At 55.0% G+C, this 24,216-nt stretch carries 21 protein-coding genes and 1 pseudogene; all 22 read right to left on the bottom strand.

The features are described 5' to 3' along the window. Position 1: 1 nt before the first annotated feature. Positions 2 to 2,173: a polysaccharide biosynthesis tyrosine autokinase gene (locus BOX17_RS14990; RefSeq protein WP_208858070.1), complete on the bottom strand. Its 2,172-nt coding sequence runs from the start codon at positions 2,171 to 2,173 to the stop codon at positions 2 to 4. Between the two features lie 105 nt (positions 2,174 to 2,278). Then, positions 2,279 to 3,370, bottom strand: a complete 1,092-nt coding sequence (locus tag BOX17_RS14985) for a polysaccharide export protein (protein ID WP_071946937.1) — start codon at positions 3,368 to 3,370, stop codon at positions 2,279 to 2,281. A 625-nt stretch (positions 3,371 to 3,995) separates the two neighbouring features. Beyond that, positions 3,996 to 5,228, bottom strand: coding sequence for an O-antigen ligase family protein (locus BOX17_RS14980; RefSeq protein ID WP_071945900.1), 1,233 nt, complete (start codon positions 5,226 to 5,228; stop codon positions 3,996 to 3,998). A gap of 82 nt (positions 5,229 to 5,310) precedes the next feature. After that, a complete protein-coding gene (locus BOX17_RS14975; protein ID WP_071945898.1) occupies positions 5,311 to 6,645 on the bottom strand; it encodes a UDP-glucose dehydrogenase family protein in 1,335 nt (444 codons plus the stop codon). Positions 6,646 to 6,717: 72 nt separating this feature from the next. After that, positions 6,718 to 7,725: an NAD-dependent epimerase gene (locus BOX17_RS14970; RefSeq protein WP_071945896.1), complete on the bottom strand. Its 1,008-nt coding sequence runs from the start codon at positions 7,723 to 7,725 to the stop codon at positions 6,718 to 6,720. Positions 7,726 to 7,975: 250 nt separating this feature from the next. Continuing rightward, positions 7,976 to 8,761, bottom strand: coding sequence for a glycosyltransferase family 32 protein (locus BOX17_RS14965; RefSeq protein WP_071945894.1), 786 nt, complete (start codon positions 8,759 to 8,761; stop codon positions 7,976 to 7,978). Beyond that, on the bottom strand, positions 8,758 to 9,999 hold the full coding sequence (locus BOX17_RS14960; RefSeq protein ID WP_071945892.1) for an O-antigen ligase family protein: 1,242 nt from the start codon (positions 9,997 to 9,999) through the stop codon (positions 8,758 to 8,760). Before BOX17_RS14960 ends, BOX17_RS14965 begins: the two co-directional genes overlap by 4 nt. 116 nt (positions 10,000 to 10,115) lie before the next feature. Further along, positions 10,116 to 11,396: an exopolysaccharide biosynthesis polyprenyl glycosylphosphotransferase gene (locus tag BOX17_RS14955; protein ID WP_071945890.1), complete on the bottom strand. Its 1,281-nt coding sequence runs from the start codon at positions 11,394 to 11,396 to the stop codon at positions 10,116 to 10,118. Positions 11,397 to 11,403: 7 nt separating this feature from the next. Continuing rightward, the gene (locus BOX17_RS14950) at positions 11,404 to 11,745 is read right to left on the bottom strand and encodes an NAD-dependent epimerase/dehydratase family protein (RefSeq protein ID WP_071945888.1); all 342 of its coding nucleotides are present in this window, start codon (positions 11,743 to 11,745) and stop codon (positions 11,404 to 11,406) included. After that, positions 11,742 to 12,527, bottom strand: coding sequence for a glycosyltransferase family 2 protein (locus BOX17_RS14945; RefSeq protein ID WP_208858069.1), 786 nt, complete (start codon positions 12,525 to 12,527; stop codon positions 11,742 to 11,744). Before BOX17_RS14945 ends, BOX17_RS14950 begins: the two co-directional genes overlap by 4 nt. Next, positions 12,527 to 13,933 carry a mannose-1-phosphate guanylyltransferase/mannose-6-phosphate isomerase gene (locus BOX17_RS14940; RefSeq protein ID WP_071945886.1) on the bottom strand — a complete coding sequence of 469 codons (1,407 nt, stop codon included), beginning with the start codon at positions 13,931 to 13,933 and terminating at the stop codon, positions 12,527 to 12,529. The genes BOX17_RS14945 and BOX17_RS14940 overlap by 1 nt, the downstream gene beginning before the upstream one ends. A 30-nt stretch (positions 13,934 to 13,963) precedes the next feature. After that, entirely contained in the window at positions 13,964 to 14,458 is a 495-nt protein-coding gene (locus tag BOX17_RS14935; RefSeq protein ID WP_071946933.1) for a GDP-mannose mannosyl hydrolase, read from the bottom strand. A 5-nt stretch (positions 14,459 to 14,463) separates the two neighbouring features. Beyond that, positions 14,464 to 15,438 (bottom strand): GDP-L-fucose synthase, encoded by a 975-nt coding sequence (gene fcl / locus BOX17_RS14930; protein ID WP_071945884.1) that lies wholly within the window; start codon positions 15,436 to 15,438, stop codon positions 14,464 to 14,466. Between the two features lie 2 nt (positions 15,439 to 15,440). Continuing rightward, complete coding sequence (gene gmd / locus BOX17_RS14925; RefSeq protein ID WP_071945882.1) at positions 15,441 to 16,559, bottom strand: GDP-mannose 4,6-dehydratase; 1,119 nt, start codon at positions 16,557 to 16,559, stop codon at positions 15,441 to 15,443. 73 nt (positions 16,560 to 16,632) lie between these two features. Then, positions 16,633 to 17,355, bottom strand: coding sequence for a glycosyltransferase (locus BOX17_RS14920; RefSeq protein WP_071946931.1), 723 nt, complete (start codon positions 17,353 to 17,355; stop codon positions 16,633 to 16,635). After that, entirely contained in the window at positions 17,345 to 18,313 is a 969-nt protein-coding gene (locus tag BOX17_RS16875) for a hypothetical protein (RefSeq protein ID WP_125925589.1), read from the bottom strand. Before BOX17_RS16875 ends, BOX17_RS14920 begins: the two co-directional genes overlap by 11 nt. Positions 18,314 to 18,682: 369 nt before the next feature. Next, entirely contained in the window at positions 18,683 to 19,801 is a 1,119-nt protein-coding gene (locus tag BOX17_RS16870; RefSeq protein ID WP_125925587.1) for a glycosyltransferase family protein, read from the bottom strand. A gap of 135 nt (positions 19,802 to 19,936) precedes the next feature. Then, positions 19,937 to 20,692: pseudogene (locus BOX17_RS17290) on the bottom strand (IS30 family transposase); the annotation flags it as partial. A gap of 421 nt (positions 20,693 to 21,113) precedes the next feature. After that, entirely contained in the window at positions 21,114 to 21,944 is an 831-nt protein-coding gene (locus BOX17_RS14915; RefSeq protein ID WP_071945880.1) for a glycosyltransferase, read from the bottom strand. A 60-nt stretch (positions 21,945 to 22,004) separates the two neighbouring features. Next, complete coding sequence (locus BOX17_RS16865; RefSeq protein WP_125925585.1) at positions 22,005 to 22,661, bottom strand: hypothetical protein; 657 nt, start codon at positions 22,659 to 22,661, stop codon at positions 22,005 to 22,007. Between the two features lie 119 nt (positions 22,662 to 22,780). Then, the gene (locus tag BOX17_RS14910; protein WP_244272158.1) at positions 22,781 to 23,440 is read right to left on the bottom strand and encodes an HAD family hydrolase; all 660 of its coding nucleotides are present in this window, start codon (positions 23,438 to 23,440) and stop codon (positions 22,781 to 22,783) included. Positions 23,441 to 23,448: 8 nt separating this feature from the next. Further along, on the bottom strand, positions 23,449 to 24,195 hold the full coding sequence (locus BOX17_RS14905) for a 3-deoxy-manno-octulosonate cytidylyltransferase (RefSeq protein WP_071945876.1): 747 nt from the start codon (positions 24,193 to 24,195) through the stop codon (positions 23,449 to 23,451). Positions 24,196 to 24,216: the final 21 nt, after the last annotated feature.

Raw genomic sequence — 24,216 nt, 5'->3', positions numbered from 1 at the left:
CTCAACGATACGCATAGAGGTAGCTGTCGCCATAGCCGTAACGGCCCGTGGCGGTCTTCTCGATGCCATTGAGGATGGTGCCCTTGAGACTCACCCCGCCATGCTCCAGACGGCGCTTGGCGGCTCGCACCTCCTTCAGGGTGTTGCGGCCATAACGCACCACCAGCAGGCTGGTCCCCGCCAGCTTGCCCGCTATCGCAGCATCGGTGACGGCCAGTACCGGCGGGGTGTCCAGCACCACCAACTCGTACCGCCGGCTCATCTCATCCAGGAAGTCATGGAAGCCCTGCTGCATGAGCAGCTCCGAGGGGTTGGGTGGCACGCTGCCCCGGGCGATGTAGTCCAGACCCTCGATCGAGGTGGGACGGATCGCTTCATCGATCTCGATGCGCTGGGCCAGCAGGTCGGACAGGCCGTTGTCGCCCCTGTCGTGGAAGGCGTGGTGGAGGTGGCCACGGCGCATGTCCGCATCAACCAGCAATACCCGCTGCCCCGCCTGGGCGCATACCGCCGCCAGGTTGGCCGCGACGAAGCTCTTGCCCACCTCCGGGCTGGCCCCGGCGATCATGAGCCGGTTGTTGCCGGACTCCAGCATGGCAAAGTAGAGGCTGGTGCGCAGGGCACGCAGCGACTCGACGGCCACCTCGTTGGGGTCCCGATCGGCAAGCAGGCCGCGGAAGATGTTCTGGCCCTGCTTGGCATGGCGAGAGCGGATGCGTCGCGCCAGGCGCGTCTGCTCGTCGGAGGCCGGCACTACCGCGTAGACCGGAAGCCCCAGCTCCTCCAACTGGTCGGGCGACTCCACCGCACGGCTCAGCACCAGCTTTAACACGACGACCACCATCGCCAGCAGGGCGCCGAACAGTGCACTGGCGACGGAGACCAGAGGCACCCGCGGGGCGATGGTGCCCCTGAGCAGGACCGCCTCGTCGAGGATACGGACATTGCCCACCGTACCGGCCTTGAGCAGTCGCATCTCCTGACGCTGGTTGAGCAACTGCACGTAGATCTGCTGGTTCACCTCGGTGTCGCGCGTCATCCGCAGCACCTCCTGCTGGGTCTCCGGCAGCAGGCTCACCTGCGCCTCGTGCCGCTCCTTCTCCTGCATCAGCTGGGCACGCTGGCGCAGCAACGCCTGATAGTTGGGATGGGTGGGGCGGAACCGCTCCGCCAGGTCCGACTCAGCCAGGGCCAGCTCGGTCAGCTGGTTCTCCACCGCGACCAGGCTGTTGAGCAGGTTGCGGGTCTCGAAGTTGAGGTCCACGGAATCACGCTCGGCGCGATAGGTGTTCAGGCGATTCTCGGCAGCGGTGAGCTGCTGGTTCACCTGGGGGATCTGGGCATCCAGGAAGGCGAGCTGCTTCTCCGCCTCCTCGGACTGGCGCTGAACGTTCTGGGTCAGGAAGACACCGGTAATGGTCTCCAGGATAAGGTCGATGCGCTCGTGGTCAGGGCCGTTCAGGGTCAGCTGGAAGACCCCCGAGGCATTGCCACGGGGCACGATGGTGAAGCGCTGCTGCAGCTTGCCGATGGCATTGAGCCGGGAGACCCGCTGGACCCCGAATTCGGCTCCGGGGTGTGCCTCCAGGCGCCCGATGAACATCCGGTAGCCGCTGTCATCCTGCAGGGTATCGCCGATGTCTCCGGCCAGGATTCGTCGGCCGCCCTGCCACAGCTCCACGCTCCGCGGCCCTGTGACCCTCAGCAGGTGCTCCCGGCCGACCATGCCGGGCGGCACCTCGAAACGGCTGACCTCCAGGGTCTCACCGTCCCAGACATACTGATCCGCCAACCGAGCATCGATACCCGGCAGCCATTCCAGCAATGCACCGGGAGTGAGTCGGGCGATCCACTCGTGGCTCATGCCATGGTTGACCAGAAAGTCTCCTACCCAAGGCAGCCGTCTCGGCTCGACCTCGATCGCCAGGTCGAGGCGGTCGACGGTATTTCCCATCACCAGCCGCGACTGCAGGATCTCCATCTCGGCGGACGTCGGGTTGCCCATCTGATTGCCCACGGCCAGGCTGTCCAGCACCCCGAGGCCTGCCCCGCGGTTCTCGATCTGGATCAAGGCATCGGCCTGGTAGATCCGGGGCTGAGAGCTGGCGTAGAAGTAGCCGCCAAGCAGGAAAATCAGAGCCGTCAGCAGGATCATCCATTTGTGGTCAAGCATGGCAGAGACCAGCTTGCCCAGGCTGATGTCAGGGTTCTCCTGAGGGGGCTGTGGCGCCCCCGGGTGACTCGGAAATACGGACATGACGGTGGCCTCTTGCTGGGGCTACAACTGACCGACGCTGTCGGCCGAGCTTGCGATGTCGCCAGGGAAGGTAAGGGTCGGGAGGAGCAGGCTGATCACGCTGTTCCAGCGGGCCAGCGGGGCGGAGGTCACGTAGACCACATCCTGGGGCTGCAGCGGGAAGCGTGTCCCCAGCATCAGCCGGGTCGCATCGCTGATATCCAGTTGGTAGACGGTGGCCAGCTTCTCGCTGTCGGGCGCATGGCCCCGCACCACGAAGATGCCGGAAGGCTCGGCACGCAGCTCGTTGACGCCGCCGGCCCGGGCCAGTGCATCGGTGAGGGTGATGCGCTCGTTGCCCAGGGCGATCGCGCCCGGGCGCCGGACCTGGCCCAGCACCACGACGTTCTGGTTCTCCGAGGTCGGCACGTGCAGCATGTCGCCATCGCGGAGCAGCTGGTTCTGGCTCAGGTCGCCCTGGCGCAGCAGGCCATAGAGCGACAGGCGCCGCTCACGGCCTTCACGCACCAGCAGGATGTTATGCCAGTCGGCATTGGGGTTGGCCCCTCCCACCTGGCTGATGGCATCCAGGATGGTCATCGGCACGATGGTGATCGGCAGGGTACCTGGGGACGCGACCGCCCCGCTGACATAGACCTTCTGGGAACGGAAGGCCGCCACGCCTACCTCCACCTGAGGGTCGGTGATCACGTCAGAGAGTCGCCGCGTGATCACACGGCGCACCTCTTCCAGGGTCATTCCGGCGACCCGCACGCGGCCCACATAGGGGTAGAACATGGTGCCGTCTGGCCGGATGCGGTTGCCGGTCTCCGACGCCGCGCGCTCGGCGCCGGCGGGAATGGTCAGCTCGGGATGATCGTAGACAATGATGCTCAGCACATCGCCCGGCCCTAGCCGATACTCGTAGGACTCGAGCGCGCTACGCAGCGCCTTCGAGACCGGACGCGAGAGCGACTCCTGAACCGGCGCCATCGCCGCCACCAGCTGTGGCGTGATCGGCTCGAGGGCGACCCGTTCGTCCAGCGACTCGCCGATCTTGTCCTCGTCGATATGGCCGCCAGGCGCCATGGCACAGCCCCCGAGAATCAGCAGGGCCGAAAGCAATGCCATCATCCCGACCCAGGTGCCCCACGGGTACCCGTGCCCTGCACGGGTGGTGGTCTCTTCTTCTTCCACGTGTTCGGCGTGCATGATCATCACGACATCCCCCGTTCATTCATCAGGCCACGCTACCGCCCCGAGGATGTCGTCTGGCATCACCCCGAAGCCCCTTGCTGCCATACGCACTGCAGCTTGCCTGTTGCCTGTCGACACCCGACGCCCTGAACAGCAGGTGACGGGATACATGTCGATAACAAGAATCACCAGACAGATAACGTAAGCTTACAGAGTTACAGATCAGCCACATTGGGGTTTTCCTGCCCCACAAGGGGTGATAAGTACGATTCAGGAAAGGCGGGAAAGGATGGAGAGGGATCAGGTAGGAAAGCGTGACCAGCGCATCATCATTGTTTCAGTCGCTAGGGTGACCTTGCATCAGGCAGGTCTCATACCCACAGGGGGATGGCGGTAAGCCGGAGGGCGGTGGAGTCAGGGGAAACCGGTGAGATACCCATGGCCATGAGAGAGTATCGGCAGACACTGTCTCGACGTAAGAACGGGACGCCTGGCAGGTCAGGAAGCAGGAGCTGGGAGCTGGGAGCTGGGAGGCAGGGTCGCCGGATGACTCGCCATCGAGTCATAGGCCGGATGCGTTCCCCGGGAAGGCAGCGGGCCGACGCCACGGCGCGTCCACCAGCACCCAGGGCACCATCACCCACCCCAGGAACATCAGGACGCCGGCCGGATAGGCAAAGAAGCCGTAGGTTAGCCCGAACCCCAGGTAGGCCACCGGCACCAGCACGCCGGCCAGGGCCAGCGCGGCATTTCCGGAGGGATCTTCCCGACGCCCGCCACGGAAATGCCACCAGGGGAGCAGATACAGCGCCAGCAGGGCGCATAGGCCCAGGAACCCCCGCCTGACCCAGGCATCCAGCAGCTCCTGGTGCGGATGCCAGAATCCCAGGAGGTGGCTACCGAAGGGGGAATCCGGCCTCGCCACCAGCCTGGCCATGCCCTCGTGAAAGCCTGCCTCACCATGACCTAGTACGGGCGACTCGGGAATCAGTTGCCAGGCACCCTGCCAAAGGGCGATCCGGGTACTCACCGAACTCGGCGTCTCGGGATGGGCCACATAGGCCTGGAGCTCCGCCACCGCCTCGTCGAAGCGAACCTTGACCCGCGTCTCCGGCACCAGGTAGAGCGCCAGCGGCAGGGTAAGCAAGAGCACCAGCAGCAATTTCCGGACCCATGGCCGCAGGAGGTGACCCTGCCCTTGGCGCCAGCCTCTCAGGAATACCCATGCCACCAATGGCAAAGCGAGCCACCCACCTCGGGCACCGGCGAACCCCGAGGCCACCAGCCCGCCAAGGGCGCCCAGCACCAGCAGCCAGAACCACCTCCCGTCATGCCGGTGCAGGGCCCAGCTCAGGCCGGCCAGACAGAGCAGGCCGGTCAGCAGGCTGAGATTGCCGTAGAGGATGGGGTCGAGCCCTACACCGTCGGGGCGAACGCGCCCCTGCACCAGCGCCTGCCACAGCGCCGAGGCCCCCGTCAGGAGCCCCCCTGACGCCATGCCGCCCCACCACCAGGCCGGCGATGGAGGAAAGCTGCGCAACTGCAACAGTGCCGGGACGGCCAGCCAGGCCGCCAGCACCAGCGGCAGGCCACGAGTGCCCTGAGGGGCGATGAGGCAGGAGATCAGCTGGGCCAGGCCCAGCAGAAGCAGCGCGGCGGCCAGCAGTCGATCTGGCATGGTGAGCCGTGCGAGATGGCATCGTCGACGCCCCAGGCCCAGCAGCCCCCCCGCCGCCAGGCAGACCAGCCCCGCCCAGTATCCCCCCGGGACGACCAGTGGCAGGGCGGTCAGCATGGCGACCCCAACACTGCTGACGCGACCACAGGGGTTCCCTGAACGTGGCATGCCGGGTGCTCCCCGCGCCATCGCCGGCCTGCTACTTCAGCGAGTCGCCCCGTCCCACGGCGAAGTAGAGCAGTCCGGCGGCCTTGACGGCCTCGGGCTCGAAGAGGTTGCGACCGTCGACGACCACCGGCATGGCCAGCTGCTGCTTCAGCCAGGCGAAGTCCAGGGTGCGAAACTCCTTCCACTCGGTGCAGATCACCAGGGCATCCGCCCCCTTCACCGCCTGGATGCGATCGCCCACCAGCACCAGGTCGTCACGCTCGCCGTAGAGCCGGCGGCACTCCTTCATCGCCTCCGGGTCATAGGCCTGGACCCGGGCGCCGGCGTCCCACAGCGCCTCCATCAGGGTGCGGCTCGGCGCATCACGCATGTCATCCGTGTTGGGCTTGAAGGCAAGGCCCCACAGCGCGATGGTCTTGCCGGCCAGGTCGCCGTCGAAGGCCTGGGCCAGCTTGGCGAAGAGCGTCCGCTTCTGGCGCTGGTTCACCGACTCGACGGCGGTGAGCAGTTCCGCCCGGTAGTCCACGTCGGCCGCGGTCCGCGCCAGGGCCTGCACGTCCTTGGGAAAGCAGGACCCGCCATAGCCGCAACCGGGATAGATGAACTGGTAGCCGATGCGGGGGTCGCTGCCGATGCCACGACGCACCTGCTCCACGTCGGCGCCCAGCCGCTCGGCCAGATTGGCGATCTCGTTCATGAAGCTGATCTTGGTGGCCAGCATGGCGTTGGCCGCGTACTTGGTGAGTTCGGCGGCCCGCACGTCCAGGAACATCAGCTTTTCCTGCTGGCGGATGTAGGGGGCATAGCACTCGCGCATCAGCGCCATCACCCGCTCTGACTCGGTGCCGACGATGATCCGCGCGCCGTGGGTGAAGTCCTCGATGGCCGCGCCTTCCTTGAGGAATTCCGGGTTGGAGCAGACATCGAAGTCCAGCGCCGCGCCCCGGTCCTCGAGGGTGTTCGCCACCGTGTCGCGCACCCGGTCGGCCGTACCGACCGGCACCGTGGACTTGTCGACAATCACCTTGTACTCGCTCATGTGGCGGCCGATGGTCTCGGCCACCGCCAGCACGTACTTCAGGTCGGCGCTACCGTCCTCGTCGGGCGGCGTGCCCACGGCGATGAACTGCAGGGTCCCGAAGGCGACCGCCGCTTCCGGGTCGGTGGTGAAGCGCAGCCGTCCCGCCTCCATGTTGGCCTTCACCATGGGCTCGAGCCCCGGCTCAAAGATCGGGATCTCGCCCGCCTCCAGCCGGGCGATCTTGTCCGCGTCGACGTCAACGCACAGCACATCATGGCCCACATCGGCCAGGCAGGTCCCGGTCACGAGCCCCACGTACCCCGTCCCGAAAATGGTGATCTTCATTCCCTGTCTCCCGATCTATTCCGTTCAACTGTTCAGTTCATCTGTTCTATTAACGACCCACGTCTTGCACGCTTAGATGGCGTAATACGCCCGGTACCACTCCACGAACTTCCTCACGCCCTCCTCCACGCCGACCCTCGGCCGATACCCCGTCGCCCGGAAGAGCGCCTCGGTGTCCGCCCAGGTGCGCGGCACATCGCCAGGCTGCATCGGCTGGAAGTCGCAGATCGCCTCGCGACCGGTGGCAGTTTCCACCGCGCGGATGAAGTCCATCAACGGTACCGGACTGCCATGGCCGATATTGTAGAGGGCATAGGGCGCGCTGGAGCTGTCCGGGCCCGACTCGCTGGCTCGCCACTGCGGGTCGGGCTGCGGGATGATGTCGAGCACGCGCACGATCCCCTCGACGATGTCGTCGATGTAGGTGAAGTCCCGCTCCATGTCCCCGTGGTTGTAGACTGAGATCGGTTCACCGGCCAGCACGGCACGGGTGAACTTGAACATCGCCATGTCCGGCCGGCTCCAGGGACCGTAGACCGTGAAGAACCGAAGCCCGGTGGTCGGCAACCGATAGAGGTGGGAATAGGTGTGCGACATCAGCTCGTTGGCCTTCTTGGTGGCGGCATAGAGGCTGATGGGATGGTCCACGGCGTCCGACGTGGCGAAGGGCACATGCTCGTTCATGCCATACACCGAGCTCGAGGAGGCATAGACCAGGTGCTCCACCTGGCCGTGGCGACAGCCCTCGAGCACGTTCAGGTGCCCCACCAGGTTGCTGTCGGCATACACGTGGGGATTCTCCAGCGAATAGCGCACCCCGGCCTGGGCCGCCAGATGGATGACCCGATCGAAGTGGTGCTCGACGAACAATGCCGACATGCCCTCCCGGTCGGCCAGGTCGAGCCTCACGAACTGCACGTCCTCGCAGCCGGCGAGGTCGTCGAGTCGCGCCTGCTTGAGCGAGACATCGTAGTAGTCATTGAGATTGTCGATACCGACGATCTCGTGACCCTGGCCGGCCAGCCGCCGGGCCACAGCGTGGCCGATGAAACCGGCCATGCCGGTGATCAGAAGCTTCATGGTATTCCCTGTGTTGCGCCGGACCAAGAAAATATGCAAAAGTTTTATAGATGGTGCGAGCTGAACGACTGAGAAAACAGCGATCGACCGAAAAGGCTAAGTGGACGCTAGAGCCTTCCAATTGGACCACCGTTACCGTTTCGCGGCCTAGTAACCTCAGCATATAAATTACAGTAAGGCGTCATCGGCAATATCAGCATAAGGCCTGGAGATCTACAGCAATACTTGACAGTTCTCTATTGACAAAAAATCAGTCCTCGCGAATCAGCTTTTCCCTGCGCTGTTGCTCATGCCATTTTCCTTCCTTCTTGTCGATATACTGAAAGTGACGGTTGGTAAAGTTGCCCTGATTGCAGGCATGACGGTAAGAAATGGTGTTTACTTCCGCCGGATCTAGCACCTCGTTGAAGACACCTGGGCCGGTCAACTGGAACACGCCAGAGAAGCGTCGCTCATTGATGTTTAAATTAATACGATCTGCTACTTTCTGCAAATGTGAGCTCTCAGGTTGGCTGGCAATGAAGTAGTTACTCAATTGCCCCTTGCGGGTGGTTACGTAAAGCTCTTTTTTCGTTCGCCTGAGAATCCATGCCAATGGCCATACCAGATGGGCATCGATATCCAGATAGACCCCGCCGTGCTTCAGCAGCACCAGCACTCGCCAGACATCGGCCTGAGCGGCGCCAATCTGTAACCGATTGTAGTTCTGAAAGGTTTCTTCAGGATAATGGGTCTTGATAAAGTCGCCACGCGCTTGGGTGACCATGAAACGGTATTCGAAGCCGGGCGCCATCAGGCGGTTGAACAGGTAATTGAGATAGACAGGCAATGTTACGCGGTCTGTAAAGTTCGTCTGCCAAATGATTCGAGGAATATCCTCAGTATTGTCAGGCCTCTTCCACCAAGGGCCCGCATGCGCAGGGATGGTAAAACGCTTTCGTGGAAAGAGCCAGTGAAAGGGATAGCTGGCCAGCTTAAGAAAATTAGCGACCAGCTTGATGAAGCGGCTGGTGAGTACAACATGAAGAACATTCATAATGTTTTCTCATCTTTCCTGTGACAAAGAGCCAGACTCAACAGCACCACCTGCATGTAAGCGTAAAAAGTTGCCATCATTTCCTTGTGAATAGCTGCCTCGGTGAGTGAATAAAGTATAAACCCTGCTGTGAACACCAAGGCCACTTGAGACCATATATTATCGCGATCCGCTCTGTAATTCCGCCAGTGATAAAGCCCAGGCATCACGAGATAGCCGAATAATCCCATCAGCCCGAGCAGACCACCACTTGCCGCCATCTCGAAATACTGACTATGCGCGTGGCCACGAGAGACACCCAGTACCCATGAGGTGACCACCCCCTCTTCCACTAACTCGGCATTCAATCTCTCGCGCTCATCGTAGGTCAATCCAACTAATGGACGAGCCATGAATGCATGGGTTGCCGCCGTCCATAGCTGCAGTCGTCCACCGCTAGACACTGCCGCCTCGACATTGCCTTCGGCAATATGAGTAAACTCCGAAATTGAGTGTGTAACCCGGCGCTCTACAGAAGGCATGGTAACATAGCTGAGCAGCGCCAAAGCGGCCACCGCAATCACAAACCCGAGGATCCTCACTTTCCCCAGCCGGTCGGCATTCAGTGCCAATATAAGCAGAATCAGCGGTGGAATAGCCAGGATAGCCCCTCGCGTAAGCGTCAGCATACAGGCTACTGCCCCTGCCAGCGCCGCCAGCAGCAACCAGCCAGGATAGAGGCCACCGCGAAGCAGCGAAAGGGCCAGAAACGTCATGGCACAGCTGAGATAACCGAAGTTGATGCTGAACAAGAAACCGTCAGCGCGGTGAGCACCTTGAACTTGGGTTTGTACCACCGCGATGCACAAGGCTCCAACGCAACCGATGACGACACCCCACTCCATGAAGCACCGAAATTGGCGCTCATCGATCGGCGATAAAAGATGACGCAGCATCAAATACACCGGAATCAATCCTGCCATGTGCAGCCCGGGGCTAAGGTAGCGAAACGCGTAACCGTCGAGCACGAACAATGGCATGCGGGACAGCGCATACAAGCTCAGCAGAACTAACACTGCCCAATCAAGGCGGCTCATCGCGAAGGTTCGCCGATGCGCAACCAGGTAGGCGATGGCGTACAACATGATCGACGCCACCACCGCCTGAATGGGCACGGGTGTGGCAATTAGAAAAGCAAGCACGAACGTCAAGGCCCACAAATTGATCGACAGGGCAAGTTCACGCGAAAAAAAAGCCATCAATTTACCTAGACGAATCGACGCAAAGCGCACATCTTAACAGAATTTCAAGATGCAGAAACGACAGCGCCGCGGAGAATCCGCGGCGCTGTCGTTTCTGCATGGACGCACTTACACTACCTGGCCCCGTCCCCGGTGACAATGGTCTTCAGGGTCTTGAAGGCGATCAGCACGTCCAACCACAGCGAGAAGTGCTTGATGTAGTAAAAGTCGTATTGTAGCTTGGTGGTCATTCCGTCCACCTCGGCGGCATAGCCCTGCTCCACTTGAGCCCACCCGGAGATCCCTGGCCGCACCACGTGGCGATAACTGAAGAAGGGCACGTCACGCTCGTACCATTTTGAAAGCTCCATGGATTCCGGACGTGGGCCGATGAAGCTCATCTCACCCTTGATCACGTTGAACAGCTGGGGCAGCTCGTCGAGGCGACACTTACGTATGAAACGCCCTACCCGGGTGATACGCGGATCGTCGTCGACTTCCGTGAAGCCACTCCCCTTCTGGTCGATATACATGCTACGAAACTTGTAGACGCGAAACGGCACGCCCCGGAAGCCCATTCGGTGCTGGATGAACAACGCAGGCCCCGGACTATCCAACCGGATAGCCACGGCGACGGCCACCATCACTGGAGCCAATAGCGGCAATAGTAGAAGTGCCGCCACAAGATCGACGCAACGTTTGAGTCCCTGGTAAAAGAAAGATGGCAACAGGCTACCGTATTCATTCTCGGTCAGGTGCTCGACCTCCACACGGCCGCTGATAGACTCCTGAATCTGGCGAACGTGATATACGGGAATATGGTTCAGGGTACAGCGAGCCAGAAATTTCTCCCACTCCGGGGAAAGATCGTCCGATCGCAGATCGGCCACGACGCCGTCGTAGCGCACGCCGGCCAAGTCAGGCTGCTCCAGGAAACGCAGGTCGATGCCACCATCTGACATCAAGTTGTCTATACGCCCCACCGGCACAACGGCAAGCTTCATCTTTCGATAGCGTCGTCCCAGGAAGAATGCCATATAGAACCAGGCCAAACTCATCAGGTAGCTACCGAAGAAGACTTGGCGGGTATAATCCTCCCGGGTAAAGAAGAGGATTGCAACCACAATCAGATAAGCTACGGATACAGCAGGTACGATATACGCCGATACCTGAGCCCCAGGGAAACGGTTTAGGCGTCTAAGTGTGAGAAGCACGAACACAAAAGCAAAGCCGCACGCCACAATCGTGTTGCTACGCACCGCAGGCAAGTATTGCCAGAATTCCCAGCCCCAGCGTTCAACTGAAGGAAGGCCTACGACCAGCGATACCCCAATGATAAGCTGAAACGGAAGCCCCAGGAAGAAGGCCTCATACCACCGTGAGTGGCGCCGTTCATATGGGTATGTCACATCCATGCCTTTATCAACTCTCCGCCTCCAGCAGCATAAAACATAAGGCCTGCGTCCTTTTTGCCTTTAGTGAAAGTAAGATACGGCCAAAAACCACCAACGGCATCGCGAGCAGGGCCTTGAAGTCATCGAAGTGGCTAACCGCCTCCACATCGTGCTCGGCGAAGAGCCGATTGAGCACTTCACCCTGAATTAAATCCTCCGTCTTGCCGGTGATCACTACCACCCGGCGCAGCATATCGCGGGAGCCGTTGACCAAGTTGTCCAGCACGACAATATAATAATCTGGCTGCAATCGTTCAACCAAGGTGTGCGGGCTGATGTAACCGGTGACACCGATTACCAAAATATTCATTCGATTTCCTTAGCCTTGCTTTTACCCCATGCCAGGAACTGGGGCAGCTTCGATAGGTTCTTGCAGGGCAGTGCTACCAAGGGGTTGATGCCGTTGTTGCGCATAGCGGTGAAGTCTTCGCGCGACTTGCGAAGGATCTGCTTCAAGCTGCCGTTGCTGGCACCGCCAACGCGCATTCTCACTAGTACCTCGGGCAGGTAGGCGACCTTGACCTTTTCGCTGGCGAGATAACGCAGCAGTGCATCATAATCGCCTGAGATTTTGTAGCCCAGGTCGAAGCCGCCCAGCTCCCGGTAGAGCTCACGCCGCATGAAGAAGGTCGGGTGCGGCGGCATCCAGCCGCGCTTGAGCTTGCCATGGCTGAAGGTACCGGACGTCCAGTGGCGAACCACCTGCAAGGTATCGGCCGCATTCACATATTGCAGGTCGCCATAGACCGCTCCCACTGAAGAATCCTCGAAACAGGCGGCAACCTTGGCCAACACCTCGTCATGGGCGTAGAGATCATCTGAGTGCAAGAACCCCACCACCTCGCCGCTAGCTCGGTTGATGCCCTTGTTGAGTGCGTCGTAGATGCCCCGATCCGGCTCAGAGACCAGCACATCACCCTCTGCCAACGTATGCCGAGCGACAGCTACGGTGTCATCCCTCGAGTCGCCATCGATCACCACATGCTCGATGTTGGGCCACCGCTGTTGCTTAAGCGTGGCGATGGCCTCGCCGATGGTCGCCTGACTGTTGAAGCAAGCGGTGATCACGGAAATCGTCAACGGTTCACTCATCAGCAACGTCCGTAGCGGTCATTGAAGCGCACGATATCGTCCTCGCCCAGATAGGAACCCGACTGCACCTCGATCAGTTCCAGAGGGATCTTACCGGGGTTTTCCAGAGAATGGATTTGGCCGATAGGAATATAGGTCGACTCATTCTCGCTGACGAGTCGGGTATTATCACCAATGGTAACTTTGGCGGTGCCGGAGACCACCACCCAGTGCTCGGCGCGGTGGTGATGCAATTGCACCGAGAGCTTGGCACCAGGCTTAACGGTGATGCACTTGACCTGATAACGCTCTCCGTGATCGATGCTGTCGTAGACTCCCCAGGGGCGGTAGACCTCGCGGTGGCTCTCTTGCTCACTGCGCTTTTCAGCCTGAAGACGCGAAACGATCTGCTTTACCTCCTGCACTCGGTCTTTACGAGCCACCAGCACCGCGTCCTTGGTTTCCACAATCACCAGGTCCTCTACCCCCACCGTGGCCACGAGGCGATGATCGGAATGCACCAGCAGGTTGTGGCTATCGTGGAGCATCACGTCGCCCTGGCAAGCATTGCCCTGCGCGTCGCGCTCACTGACCTCCCACAGCGCCGACCAGGAGCCGATATCGCTCCAGCCGGCGTCCAGCGGTACCACGCTAGCATGCTCGGTGCGCTCCATCACCGCATAGTCGACGGAGTCGGCCGGGCAGGCCTTGAAGGCCTCGGCGTCAAGCCTCGTAAAATCGAGATCCTGACTGGCCCCGGCCAGCGCCGCGCGACAGGCTGCCACCATGGCCGGCTGGAAGTGCTCGAGTTCTTCCAGGTAACGCTGGGCCGAGAACAGAAACATCCCGCTGTTCCAGTAGTAGTCACCGGTTGCCAGGTAGCCTTCTGCGGTGATGCGGTCGGGCTTCTCGACGAAGCGCTTGACGCGAAAGCCAACGTCGCCTTTGCTCTCGCCGCGCTGGATATAGCCATAGCCGGTCTCGGCGTGGGTCGGCACCACGCCGAAGGTGACCAACTGGCCGTGCTCGGCAAGCACGCGGGCATGATCCACGCTCTCGTGGAACTGCGCCACATCACGAATCAGATGGTCGGCGGCCAGCACCAACAGCAGCGCCTCGGGATCCTCTTCAACCGAGTGCAGGGCCGCCAGGGCGATGGCCGGGGCGGTGTTGCGCCCTTCCGGCTCGAGCAGGATGCGCGCGTCTGTGATGCCCTGCTGACGCACCTGCTCGGCCACCAGGAAGCGATGCTCCTCGTTGCAGATCAGCAGTGGAGGCCGATGATCGACGGGAGCCAGGCGCTTGAGCGTCTCCTGCAGCATGCTGTCCTCGCCGGTCAGCGGCAGGAACTGCTTGGGGCGCAACTGGCGCGACAACGGCCATAGCCGCGACCCACTTCCCCCGGCCATGATGACGGGCGTGATCATGGGGAATCTCCGTATTCGCGAATCTTAGTTCTAAGTGAGTGCCGAAACGGCAGGCAGATAGGCACGCGTATTGGCGTGCACCCTCTCGTCATGAGCGACGGCGTCCGGCGAGTACCAGTGATAACCGCCGTGCTGCTGACGCGGCAGAGCTTGGAGAGACGGCGCCAAGGTTACCTGATAGGCCAGCACAACATAATGGGTCGAGAGGCCGGGGTCGAACATGCTGTCGGCGTAGAAGTGCTGGTACACGTCCAGAAAGCGCATGCAGGCAAGCTCGACGGCTTGCCCTAGCTCGCTCATGGTCAGGCGAAGCGCGGCAGCTTCGAGCGTCTCGCCCTTGCGCACTCGCCCACCGGGCACGAACCAGCTTCCCTGGGCCGGGCGATTCAAACGCTGGCCCAGCAGCCACTCGCCTTGAGTATTGGTCACCACGAAGTCCAACGAGACCAGCGGGGCATGCGCAATCACCTGGCGAAAAGCGTCATCGGCTAGCCAGCCCTGACTGGGCGATTGAGTCTCACACATGGGCATCAACGGCGGAAGCGGTCCTGGTTGTCGAGGAACCAGTGGTAGGCATCCTGCAGCCCATCTTCCAGAGTGACGCTGGCCTGCCAACCTAACGCCTTGAGCCGTGAGACGTCCATCAGCTTGCGCGGCGTGCCATCAGGCTTGCTGGCATCAAAAGTCAGCGCGCCTTCGAAGCCACTGACCCGCTTTACCGTCTCGGCCAGTTCGCGGATGGTGCAGTCCACCCCGGTGCCCACGTTGATATGCGAGAGCATCGGTGAGGTATTGGCTTCGTAGGTCTCGTCATCCAGTTCCATTACATGCACGCTGGCCGCGGCCATATCATCGACGTGCAGAAACTCGCGCATCGGCGTGCCGCTGCCCCATACCACCACCTCGCGATCGCCGCGGTGCTTGGCTTCATGGAAGCGGCGCAGCAGTGCTGGGATCACATGGGAGTTCTCAGGATGAAAGTTGTCATTGGGTCCATAAAGATTGGTCGGCATCACGCTGCGATAGTCGCATCCATACTGGCGGTTGTAGCTCTCGCAGAGCTTGATGCCGGCGATCTTGGCGATGGCATAGGGCTCGTTGGTAGGCTCCAAGGTGCCGGTGAGAAGTGCCTCCTCACGCATCGGCTGCTCGGCATGCTTGGGGTAGATGCACGAAGAACCCAGGAACAACAGCTTGTTCACGCCGGCCTGATGGGCGGCATGGATGAGATTCGCCTCGATCATCAGGTTTTGATAGATGAACTCGGCCGGATAGCTATTGTTGGCCTGGATGCCGCCCACCTTGGCCGCCGCCAGATAGACCTGATCGATGGCGTGGCGCTCGAAGTAGGCCTGTACCTGAGCCTGATCGGTAAGATCCACGTCATCACGGCCAGCCGTCAGGATGTGGCGATAGCCCAGCACCTTTAGCCGGCGCACGATGGCCGACCCCACCATGCCCCGGTGACCGGCGACAAAGATGGTCTGGTCAAGGTCACGTGCCATGTTCAACCCTCCACCGTGACCGGAATCTCGTAGCCGTGCTCCTTGAGCAGCGCGTGACGCTTGGCCACCTTGAGGTCCTCGGCGACCATCTCGGCGCACATCTCCTGCACGGTGATCTCCGGCTCCCAACCCAGCTTGGCCTTGGCCTTGGCGGGATCGCCGAGCAGCGTCTCGACCTCGGCCGGACGGAAATAGCGCGGATCGACCCTCACGATCACATCGCCCAGCTTGAGCGCCGGGACCTTGTCACCTTCGATACGGTCGACAATGGCCGCTTCATCTACGCCTCGCCCCTCGAAGCGCAGGGTAATGCCTAATTCCTCGGCACTAAGGCGAATAAAGTCTCGTACCGAGATCTGCTTGCCAGTAGCGATCACGAAGTCCTCCGCCTCGTCCTGCTGCAGCATCATCCATTGCATGCGCACGTAGTCCTTGGCATGTCCCCAGTCACGCAGCGCATCCATATTGCCTAGGTACAGACACTCCTCGAGACCCTGGGCAATATTGGCCAAGCCACGAGTGATCTTGCGGGTCACGAAGGTTTCGCCACGACGCGGTGATTCGTGATTGAACAGGATGCCATTACAGGCATACATCCCGTAGGACTCGCGATAATTCACGGTGATCCAGTAGGCGTAGAGCTTGGCTACTGCATAGGGGGAGCGGGGGTAAAAGGGAGTAGTTTCTCGCTGCGGCGACTCCTGAACTTCACCAAACAACTCAGAAGTGGAAGCTTGATAAAATTTGATCTTCTTGTCTAGGCCCAACAAGCGAATTGCTTCGAGAATCCGCAGCGTGCCTATCGCGTCCACATCGGCGGTATACTCCGGTGACTCAAAGCTGACTGCCACATGGGACTGCGCCGCCAGATTATAGACCTCATCCGGCTGCACCTGCTGAATGATACGAGTCAGATTTGATGAGTCCGAGAGATCACCATAGTGAAGCACAAAATTTTGATCCTTTACGTGCGGATCCTGGTAAATGTGATCAACCCGTTGGGTATTGAACAGAGATGCACGCCGTTTGATACCGTGCACTTCGTAACCTTTACCGAGAAGGAATTCAGCGAGATAGGAGCCGTCCTGCCCGGTCACACCCGTTATAAGCGCCTTCTTCATCACCACCCTCACCAAGACTAATAATTAAACATGGAACAATGTCAGACTTAAAAATTGACAACGACAGGAAGTCTCAAGATAAAAAAACATTGTATGCAAGAACAGCTCTCCACAAGACCTTCTCTTTTATAGAGCTAGCTGAACGTTCAGCAGTTGGCGATGCATTGTTACCGTGCCTTCTATACAAAACCAACCTATCATTTATAAATTCAACTTTCCCAAGCCAATTAAACTTCATACCAACCCACCAGTCATGCATTGGCAACCCCCGAGGGAACGGCAAACAGCCATACTCTAGCATAGCCTTCCTTTTAAAGCACATACAGCACCCCAGAAATGAATTTTTATATAAATTCTTAATCACTCCAGGGCCAGACAACCGGTGCTCAAAGAAAGATTCACTTATTGTATTTAAATTCTCATCAACAACTTTTGCATCAGATACAACCAAGTCTGCATGTTCTAATGCAGCGATACTCGTAGCCACTTTTTTTTCCTCCCAAATATCATCTTGATCTGAGAGAAAAACAAAAACACCACAAGCAACACTTAATAAATGTTCAAAGTTCATGACTAATCCTTTTCCAGGACCCTTTATCAACCGTACATTAGGTTCATCAAAAGACTTAACCATCTCAACTGTTCTATCAGATGAACCATCATCAGAAACTATCAACTCAAAATCATCAACCCCTGCATACTCAAGAGAGTTTAAAATTGAAGCGATCTGATCAATTATAAACTTTTCCCCATTATAGGATGCCAAGCAAACACTTACAAAATGATCATCCCGCATAAACACGCCCCATCTCGAAAATATTTAAGTATGCATCAAAACCTTTCAGCGAAAGGAATATTACTGGCATTAACAACCCCATATTCCAACCTGATCTTGTTCGAGAAGCATAATACAACAAAAGAAAGAAGGCTATGAGGCTCAACCTGTCAGCACCAATAAAAAAAGAAATAGCAGCAAGAGGGAAAAACGTTACAATGGCACTTTTATCAAATCTGCCATAAGCATATGATAATCCAAAAAAAACAAATATCTTCGGAAAATCGTATAAGGCATGTTCAACAAGAGAGTCTGCGGAAAAATAATAGTTAAACTTGAAGATAATTGGATCTTTAAAATTAAGGGCCACAACTAAAGCGAGCGACAGAAAAACCAAAAACCAATAAGATATTTTAAAATTAATTATTATCAGCCTTACTTGGTAAAAAAACCACGGCATGAAAAGGCAGAAGTAAAAAATGAAAGCTTGAAATTGAGTAAGAACAGCAAGGACAGACAGTGCAATAAAATAAACCCGCCTCTCTAAAAAAAACAAAGACATAAATAAAAAAACAAAAGAGAACTTAAGCCTTTCAATCTCAGTATAGAGAGCAACAAAATAATAACACGAAAAAACAATAACAATAGAAATAACCACATTCAAGCCGATTTTCTGCGACAGCCTGAGGAATAAGAAACAAAGCGCTGAGTTCACGAAAGATACTAAAAGAACTTTATCAGCCCCAATATTCGAAAAAAACCAAATAATGGAAAAATAAAATGGCTCGAACGCGCCAGTGTAAAGCCGATAAAGCTCATATCCATCAGAATATGACACCCCCTCTACACTATTGTATAAACCAATGTAAGATTGTTGATCGCCTGAGACAACATGCGGAACTATATAAATCGAAAGAAAAAAAACAAAAACCGAGCATAACAAAAAAAAGGAGAGAGGAACTACATTAGTCAACTTCATTTATTGCCTACTATAAAAAAGTGCGCTTAGATAATAGAATTATAGAGGAACAGCCATGCGCCATGAAGCATCAAATTCACAAATCATTTTGTCTCATTTGGATTAAAAAATAATATTAAGGCTCGAAAAATGGGACGCCACTACAAGCTATGATTATTTCTCCACCGATAATCGAGCCTTCTTTCAATTGGGGAAAACAATACAGAGATTACTAGCATGTTACGGTAATCCAAAGGTTCCAGAAATGTAAAGACGCATAATATGCTTATTTCATGGTATGAAATGCAGAGGAACAGAAATCATGTAGGTTGTGAATTATAAAGGCACCTTTGAATACCACGAAATGGTTCAGAATACTTAAAAAGACAGTTAAATAAACTTTTCCAATTGTTTTTTCCACTGAAAATTATTCATAGCAAAATCTCTAATCGCATAAGTGTCAAAATCAGAACAGGAAACCCAGTCGACAATTTCTTCAATCATTAACCATGAATCATCTTGAGGGGCATTGTAAACAAACCCTACGTTATTGAAAGAGTCATCGCGATGGCTTTTTATAAATGGAACACCTCTAAAAGCATATTCTTTAGACTTAATTGAGTCATTATATGAATTGCCACTTCTATGCCTGCCTAAAGAGTCGACTCCAACTGAACAACCAACAAACAAATTATCAATTTGAGAAGAGATCATTCTTCCATGGAATTTTACATAATGATCCAAGCCAAGATTTTCCGTGATTTTTTTTAACCTGGAAAACTCTGGCTCATTATCACCGACTATATGAAAAAAAACATTGCATTCATGACTTGAAGAGTTAATATAATAATGCAAACCATACAGCACTCTATCATAACCATGCCAAGGTGCTAAATTGGCAACTGCAATCAGTCTTATAGCTTTTGGACATGGAGAATGGTTAAAGTTAGCCAGTGGCACATCACTCGGATCGCAAGAATTATAAATTCTTGATGATGGAACTCCCCATATTTGATCTACAAGCATTCCCGTATAAAAAATTTTCGAAATGTAAAGCTTGAAAAAAGGCCGCTGTATTTTATGAATAATCAAAGAAAGCTTTGACAGCAACCCTTGAACTTCATCATCGTACGGATAACTTGGAATTTCAAGGATAACTTTTTTAGAGAGGTGGCTAGCTGCATAGAGAAAGTAAGAAAAGAAAAGGGAATACAAATTACCATGAGGATTCCTTATGTAAAAAACGTCATAATTTGTGGCTTCATTCTTTAAAAAGGCTGCGAGTCTTAAAAAAAATAAAGGTTTCGATGATTTTATTTCCGAAAGATTTCCTGAAGAAAAGGACTGACCACAATTATACACTAATCGTAAGCATCCCTTTTCTGAATAAGCAGCATTCACTTCGTAGCCAATTTCGTGCAGGGCAACTAATTGTTGCTGTATTTTTTTGGATATCCCATCCGTGGGGTCTGTGATATTATAACAAGTTATATAAAGCGCTTTTTTCATTTTCCAAACGTGTAGAATTGATTGATTAAATGGAGGGTTCCGGATTAAAAGCCGAGCTAAAGGGTTTATTAAAGACTGGATCTGGGCTTGAATTCAAGCAATAAGCGCAGCACCTGCGGTGTTAATTGCACCTGATTACTCTCTCAGGTTTACCTTTGCCGGCGTCCAATAACCCGGGCGCTTTCAATGGCGGTCATTCAGCTTCTTGACCACCTTGCGCAGCTCGGCATAAGTGACTTGCCGGAACTCCGCTCCTTTGGGGAAGTACTACCGTACCTGGCCATTGGTGTTGTCGTTGCTCCCACGCTGGCCGGAGCAGTAGAGGTCACAAAAGTACGTCGCTGCGGTCACCGCCTTGGCCACGGCTTCATGACCGGCGAACTCCGAGCCATTGTTCAGTGTGATGGTTTAGACAGCACTCCGACGAGGCTTTAGCAGGCGGATCATGGCCGCTTGCGTCAGGTCTGCTGAGAACCTGGGCAACCGTGCTGCCAGCAGGTAGCCACTGCGAAGTTCTGCCAGCGTGACCAGCCCTTATTGCTTGTGCCGCTGAATCACGGTGTCGCACTCCCAGTGACCGAGAAAGAGCCGATCATCGACCTCAGCTGGACGATGCTCGTTACCCACTCGGTTGGGAATCTTGCCAAGCCCTGCACTCTTGGCCTGGGCCCGGTGCTTACTGCGCCGTTTGGGCTGACGCAGATGCCGCCATATACTTCCACCCTGTACCTTGTCATCCCAGATCAAGGAGTAGATCCACTGATGACTGACGCCTACGCCGGCCAAAGGCGCCATAAAACCGCTGAATTGCTGCGGACTCCACTCCTCACGCAGCCGATCGACAACGGCGGCGATCATGCGGGGTAAGCGCTTCGTCCACTTCCAGGCGGCTTGGTGCTGGCCTTCTTGCCTCTGCGTGCTGTCCAAAGTACTGCAGTTATTCTATGAATCCAGAGGTGTCAACTATGTTAAGAGATAGTGTAGAAAACTCCGATACCTAGGGTAATCAAGGAGAGGCTACAGTGGAACCAACAGGCTTCTACAAAAAGTATAGCCTTGTGGCGCTACACGAAATATAAAAAAATATGGCAAGCAGTCAAGGATAAGATATAGCTCAAGCCGATAACGAAAACGCTGACCAATTTTAAGCGGCATGAGGGCCAAGTGGTGCGGCGTTTGATGTGAAGACTGAAGAAGGCACGGCTGGATGATATCAACGACTTCGCCAACATATACTTAACTGGAAAACCTATGAGTCGTCTGCTTCACTAGACTAAATTCATATGGAATTTCGAAAGATCTTTTATATAAGTCAAGAAGTCATCATGGAGCGCTTATAATGCTCCAGCTTTTTAATAACAAGATCATTATCACATAACGATACACCCATATATGCCTTGAATTTTAACAATAGTCGGCCACATAAAGCTAGAAAAAATCTATCCCACCCACAAAGATTTGTTCCTACGTTAGTTTTTGATAGAGCTCCTGGAGCTTCTATCGGATAAACATAATTATCCGCTTCGAGCGAAACAACAACTTCCCTACCTGACAACTGCCTTGCCAAATTGAACCATAAATCATCCTGCTTGGGAGCTAGCTTTTTATAGTCATCACTGAGCATGATGCGATGATCCATGAGAGGCTTTCGATACAAGACCCCAGCAACCCCAATCGGCAAAAGTTCAGTTCCGCTGGTTCCCATAGGCACGAGTGGCCAATTTAGATAACTTTGTCTACGCCCAAAAAAATTTTCAACCGAGCGACGTGCCCGGCCACATACAATGGCATCAGGGTGGTCTTTACCCGTTTTCACAAGCGAAGAAAGCCAACCTTTATCATATATAACATCATCATCACAAGTTATGATCCAATCATGAGATGACGCCGACCTAAACACAGGAATTAACTTTCTATATGGGCCTGTATTCTCTACCCACATTATTTCTACCATTCCCTGCGCAGCCATTGCGCTTAACCAATGGGGCAACTCTCTTACACCCTCATCAATTAGATAAGGATCACTTGATAAGCAAAGCACAATTCGATCTGCAGAAGAATCTTGATCAAAGATAGATAATAATGTAAATCTCAACAAAGGCAACCTAGCCAATGTGGATGTCAAAGAAATAATTATGGACATGCTAAACTTATACCTTTCATTTAACAAGAAGATTCTAAAACTAAAAAACTCGCCTAATATTTATTCATCATGGGAATATTTTTTGGAAACCTCAACAGCCGTCAGCTCTGTGAGGGGCGAACAATTTAAAATTCTAACACCCTTGGCTTCAACTTTTTCTCTTAAATGACGCAAAACCTTATCAATCGTTTTGGTTTCAAAACCCTCTATTTTCTTTTGTGGGCTAAGCCCAGAAGCATAGCTCAAAGATTTTCTTGTTGCGTCAAACCCAAGTATATCTATTGACCTGCAGCCAAGACCAGCGCTAATGGAAATCAGGGTCAAAACTCCAGTGCGCGGATACAAGGTAATAAAATTCGTCTCTAAAGGATCAGTCAATAAAGCCTCTTCCCCGTCTTCAAAAATCTTGACGTTGAATATAAATCGAGTAAACAGCGCCTTCCAGTCTGGCTTTGGGATTAAGAAGACATCCTTATCGCTCAAAGTATTTAAGACCAAACCTGCACCGATATATTTATATATTGTAATCAGCCTCAAACTTACTTTTTTAGAGCTTTTTTCACATTCAAGGACTCTTTCATTATCAGCACTAAACCAAATAAAAAAATTGCTCTCATCGAAACTATCTTTAATCTCGACAGAATGATTGACAAACACGACTAATGAATTTTTTATTTTTTTTAAATCTGTCTTATCTAGAGAAGGCCCTGAAGCCACTATGACAACATTTTTATCGCGGAATATTGTTTGTAGATCCTTTCTACTTGACGCCCCCCTCCTAATAAGGCATTGCAAAAAACCTATAGCAGACTTTAACCTAACCATAACTATATTTATCATAATTTAAATAAAAGATCTGACATTTTTCCAACACAGGGTATACTGTGTTTTGTTACCCATGCTTGATATTCTAAGAAATCTGACCAACATGTCATGAAGAGGAAGTCTAGCTTTGCGCGACGTGAAGATTCGTAATCATACTTACTATCTCCCAAAAACAATGCAGGCTTCCGGATATTTCCTGAGGCAATTTCACGCTCAAGAATCTCTTCCTTAGTATCCGGACTGCCGAAGATACCGCCATCGAACCATTGGGCAATATCGCGCTGTGCAAACACATCTCGCAGTTCGGCCTGATCGCCACCAGAGACAATTAGCCAACGGGCGTCAGGTGTTTGCTGGCGAAGCGCTTCTAGACCAGGTGCTACCTCACAACTCAGCAACCCCTCGCGCACATGGTCAGCATAGGCCTGCAATAGCTCACCCAAGTCAGGGCCTTGCTGGCCACGGGCGTGTTCCAGAGCAATTCGTTCCAGAAAGTGAGAAAACTTCTTATAACGCGAAACTCCACCGTTGTCGACATGGTATTTTACCATCGCCTGAGCTGCGACATCACCATAGGGTAAGGTTGACTGATAGAAGGCCTCGGTCTTGACTTGATTGGAGTCAAGCACGACGCCGTCGCAGTCGAACACGAGCGTAGTGTAACCGGTCACCAGGCGCCTCATGCCAGCACCTTCCCGATCTTGCGCAAAGCGGCTTCCACCTTGGCGACATCCTCAGGCACATCCACTGCCAGACTGCCAGGTTTGGTTTCCACCATGCGAATCGTCTTGCCCAACTCCATGAAGCGCAGAATCTCGATGTCCTCGCTATACTCCAGTTTGCTCTTTCGCCCGAAGTTACGGAAGGCCGTCAGCTCCTCGCGGGTGAAGGCGTAGATGCATACCTGCTTCTTGTAGCGCTTAGGCGCACACTGTTCGGACTTGAAGCCAGGCAGAGCGAGGCGCGACATGTAAACCAGCTCTTCACGCTCGGTGGTGATCACCTTGGGAATATTGACGCTGTGCGGATCTTCCAGGTCCGATACCCAGCTGAAGGCGTTAATCACTTCATTCATGTGATCTAACTTGGCGTCGCGCACCTTGAGTATATCGGCCGGGTCGGCTAGCGGCTCATCGCCCTGGACATTGATGTATAGATCTGCATCGACGTGTTCAGCGGACTGGGCAAGCCGGTCGGTGCCGGTCATGGCGTCGTCAGTAGTCATTACCGCCTGGAAACCGGCCTTCTCCACCACCTCGGCGATGCGGCGGTCTTCAGTGGCGACATACACATTCTCTTTGGCCACGGCACGGGCTGAGAGCTCAGCGACCCACAGGATCATCGGTTTACCCAGCAGCGGCACCAACGGCTTGCCCGGGTAGCGACTGGAACCGTAGCGGGCCGGAATCATGACGACACTTCGCATATAGAGGATCCTTCAAGTATT

This window comes from Halomonas aestuarii, assembly GCF_001886615.1.
Classification (GTDB): domain Bacteria; phylum Pseudomonadota; class Gammaproteobacteria; order Pseudomonadales; family Halomonadaceae; genus Halomonas; species Halomonas aestuarii.
The sequence above is the reverse complement of the archived record's forward strand: the minus strand, read 5'-3'. Positions and strand labels throughout refer to the sequence as shown.

Coding starts and splice junctions, on each gene's coding strand:
- BOX17_RS14990 (WP_208858070.1), bottom strand. CDS start 2,173: ATGCTTGACCACAAATGGATGATCCTGCTGACGGCTCTGATTTTCCTG.
- BOX17_RS14985 (WP_071946937.1), bottom strand. CDS start 3,370: ATGATGGCATTGCTTTCGGCCCTGCTGATTCTCGGGGGCTGTGCCATG.
- BOX17_RS14980 (WP_071945900.1), bottom strand. CDS start 5,228: ATGCTGACCGCCCTGCCACTGGTCGTCCCGGGGGGATACTGGGCGGGG.
- BOX17_RS14975 (WP_071945898.1), bottom strand. CDS start 6,645: ATGAAGATCACCATTTTCGGGACGGGGTACGTGGGGCTCGTGACCGGG.
- BOX17_RS14970 (WP_071945896.1), bottom strand. CDS start 7,725: ATGAAGCTTCTGATCACCGGCATGGCCGGTTTCATCGGCCACGCTGTG.
- BOX17_RS14965 (WP_071945894.1), bottom strand. CDS start 8,761: ATGAATGTTCTTCATGTTGTACTCACCAGCCGCTTCATCAAGCTGGTC.
- BOX17_RS14960 (WP_071945892.1), bottom strand. CDS start 9,999: ATGGCTTTTTTTTCGCGTGAACTTGCCCTGTCGATCAATTTGTGGGCC.
- BOX17_RS14955 (WP_071945890.1), bottom strand. CDS start 11,396: ATGGATGTGACATACCCATATGAACGGCGCCACTCACGGTGGTATGAG.
- BOX17_RS14950 (WP_071945888.1), bottom strand. CDS start 11,745: ATGAATATTTTGGTAATCGGTGTCACCGGTTACATCAGCCCGCACACC.
- BOX17_RS14945 (WP_208858069.1), bottom strand. CDS start 12,527: ATGAGTGAACCGTTGACGATTTCCGTGATCACCGCTTGCTTCAACAGT.
- BOX17_RS14940 (WP_071945886.1), bottom strand. CDS start 13,933: ATGATCACGCCCGTCATCATGGCCGGGGGAAGTGGGTCGCGGCTATGG.
- BOX17_RS14935 (WP_071946933.1), bottom strand. CDS start 14,458: ATGTGTGAGACTCAATCGCCCAGTCAGGGCTGGCTAGCCGATGACGCT.
- fcl (WP_071945884.1), bottom strand. CDS start 15,438: ATGGCACGTGACCTTGACCAGACCATCTTTGTCGCCGGTCACCGGGGC.
- gmd (WP_071945882.1), bottom strand. CDS start 16,559: ATGAAGAAGGCGCTTATAACGGGTGTGACCGGGCAGGACGGCTCCTAT.
- BOX17_RS14920 (WP_071946931.1), bottom strand. CDS start 17,355: ATGCGGGATGATCATTTTGTAAGTGTTTGCTTGGCATCCTATAATGGG.
- BOX17_RS16875 (WP_125925589.1), bottom strand. CDS start 18,313: ATGAAGTTGACTAATGTAGTTCCTCTCTCCTTTTTTTTGTTATGCTCG.
- BOX17_RS16870 (WP_125925587.1), bottom strand. CDS start 19,801: ATGAAAAAAGCGCTTTATATAACTTGTTATAATATCACAGACCCCACG.
- BOX17_RS14915 (WP_071945880.1), bottom strand. CDS start 21,944: ATGTCCATAATTATTTCTTTGACATCCACATTGGCTAGGTTGCCTTTG.
- BOX17_RS14905 (WP_071945876.1), bottom strand. CDS start 24,195: ATGCGAAGTGTCGTCATGATTCCGGCCCGCTACGGTTCCAGTCGCTAC.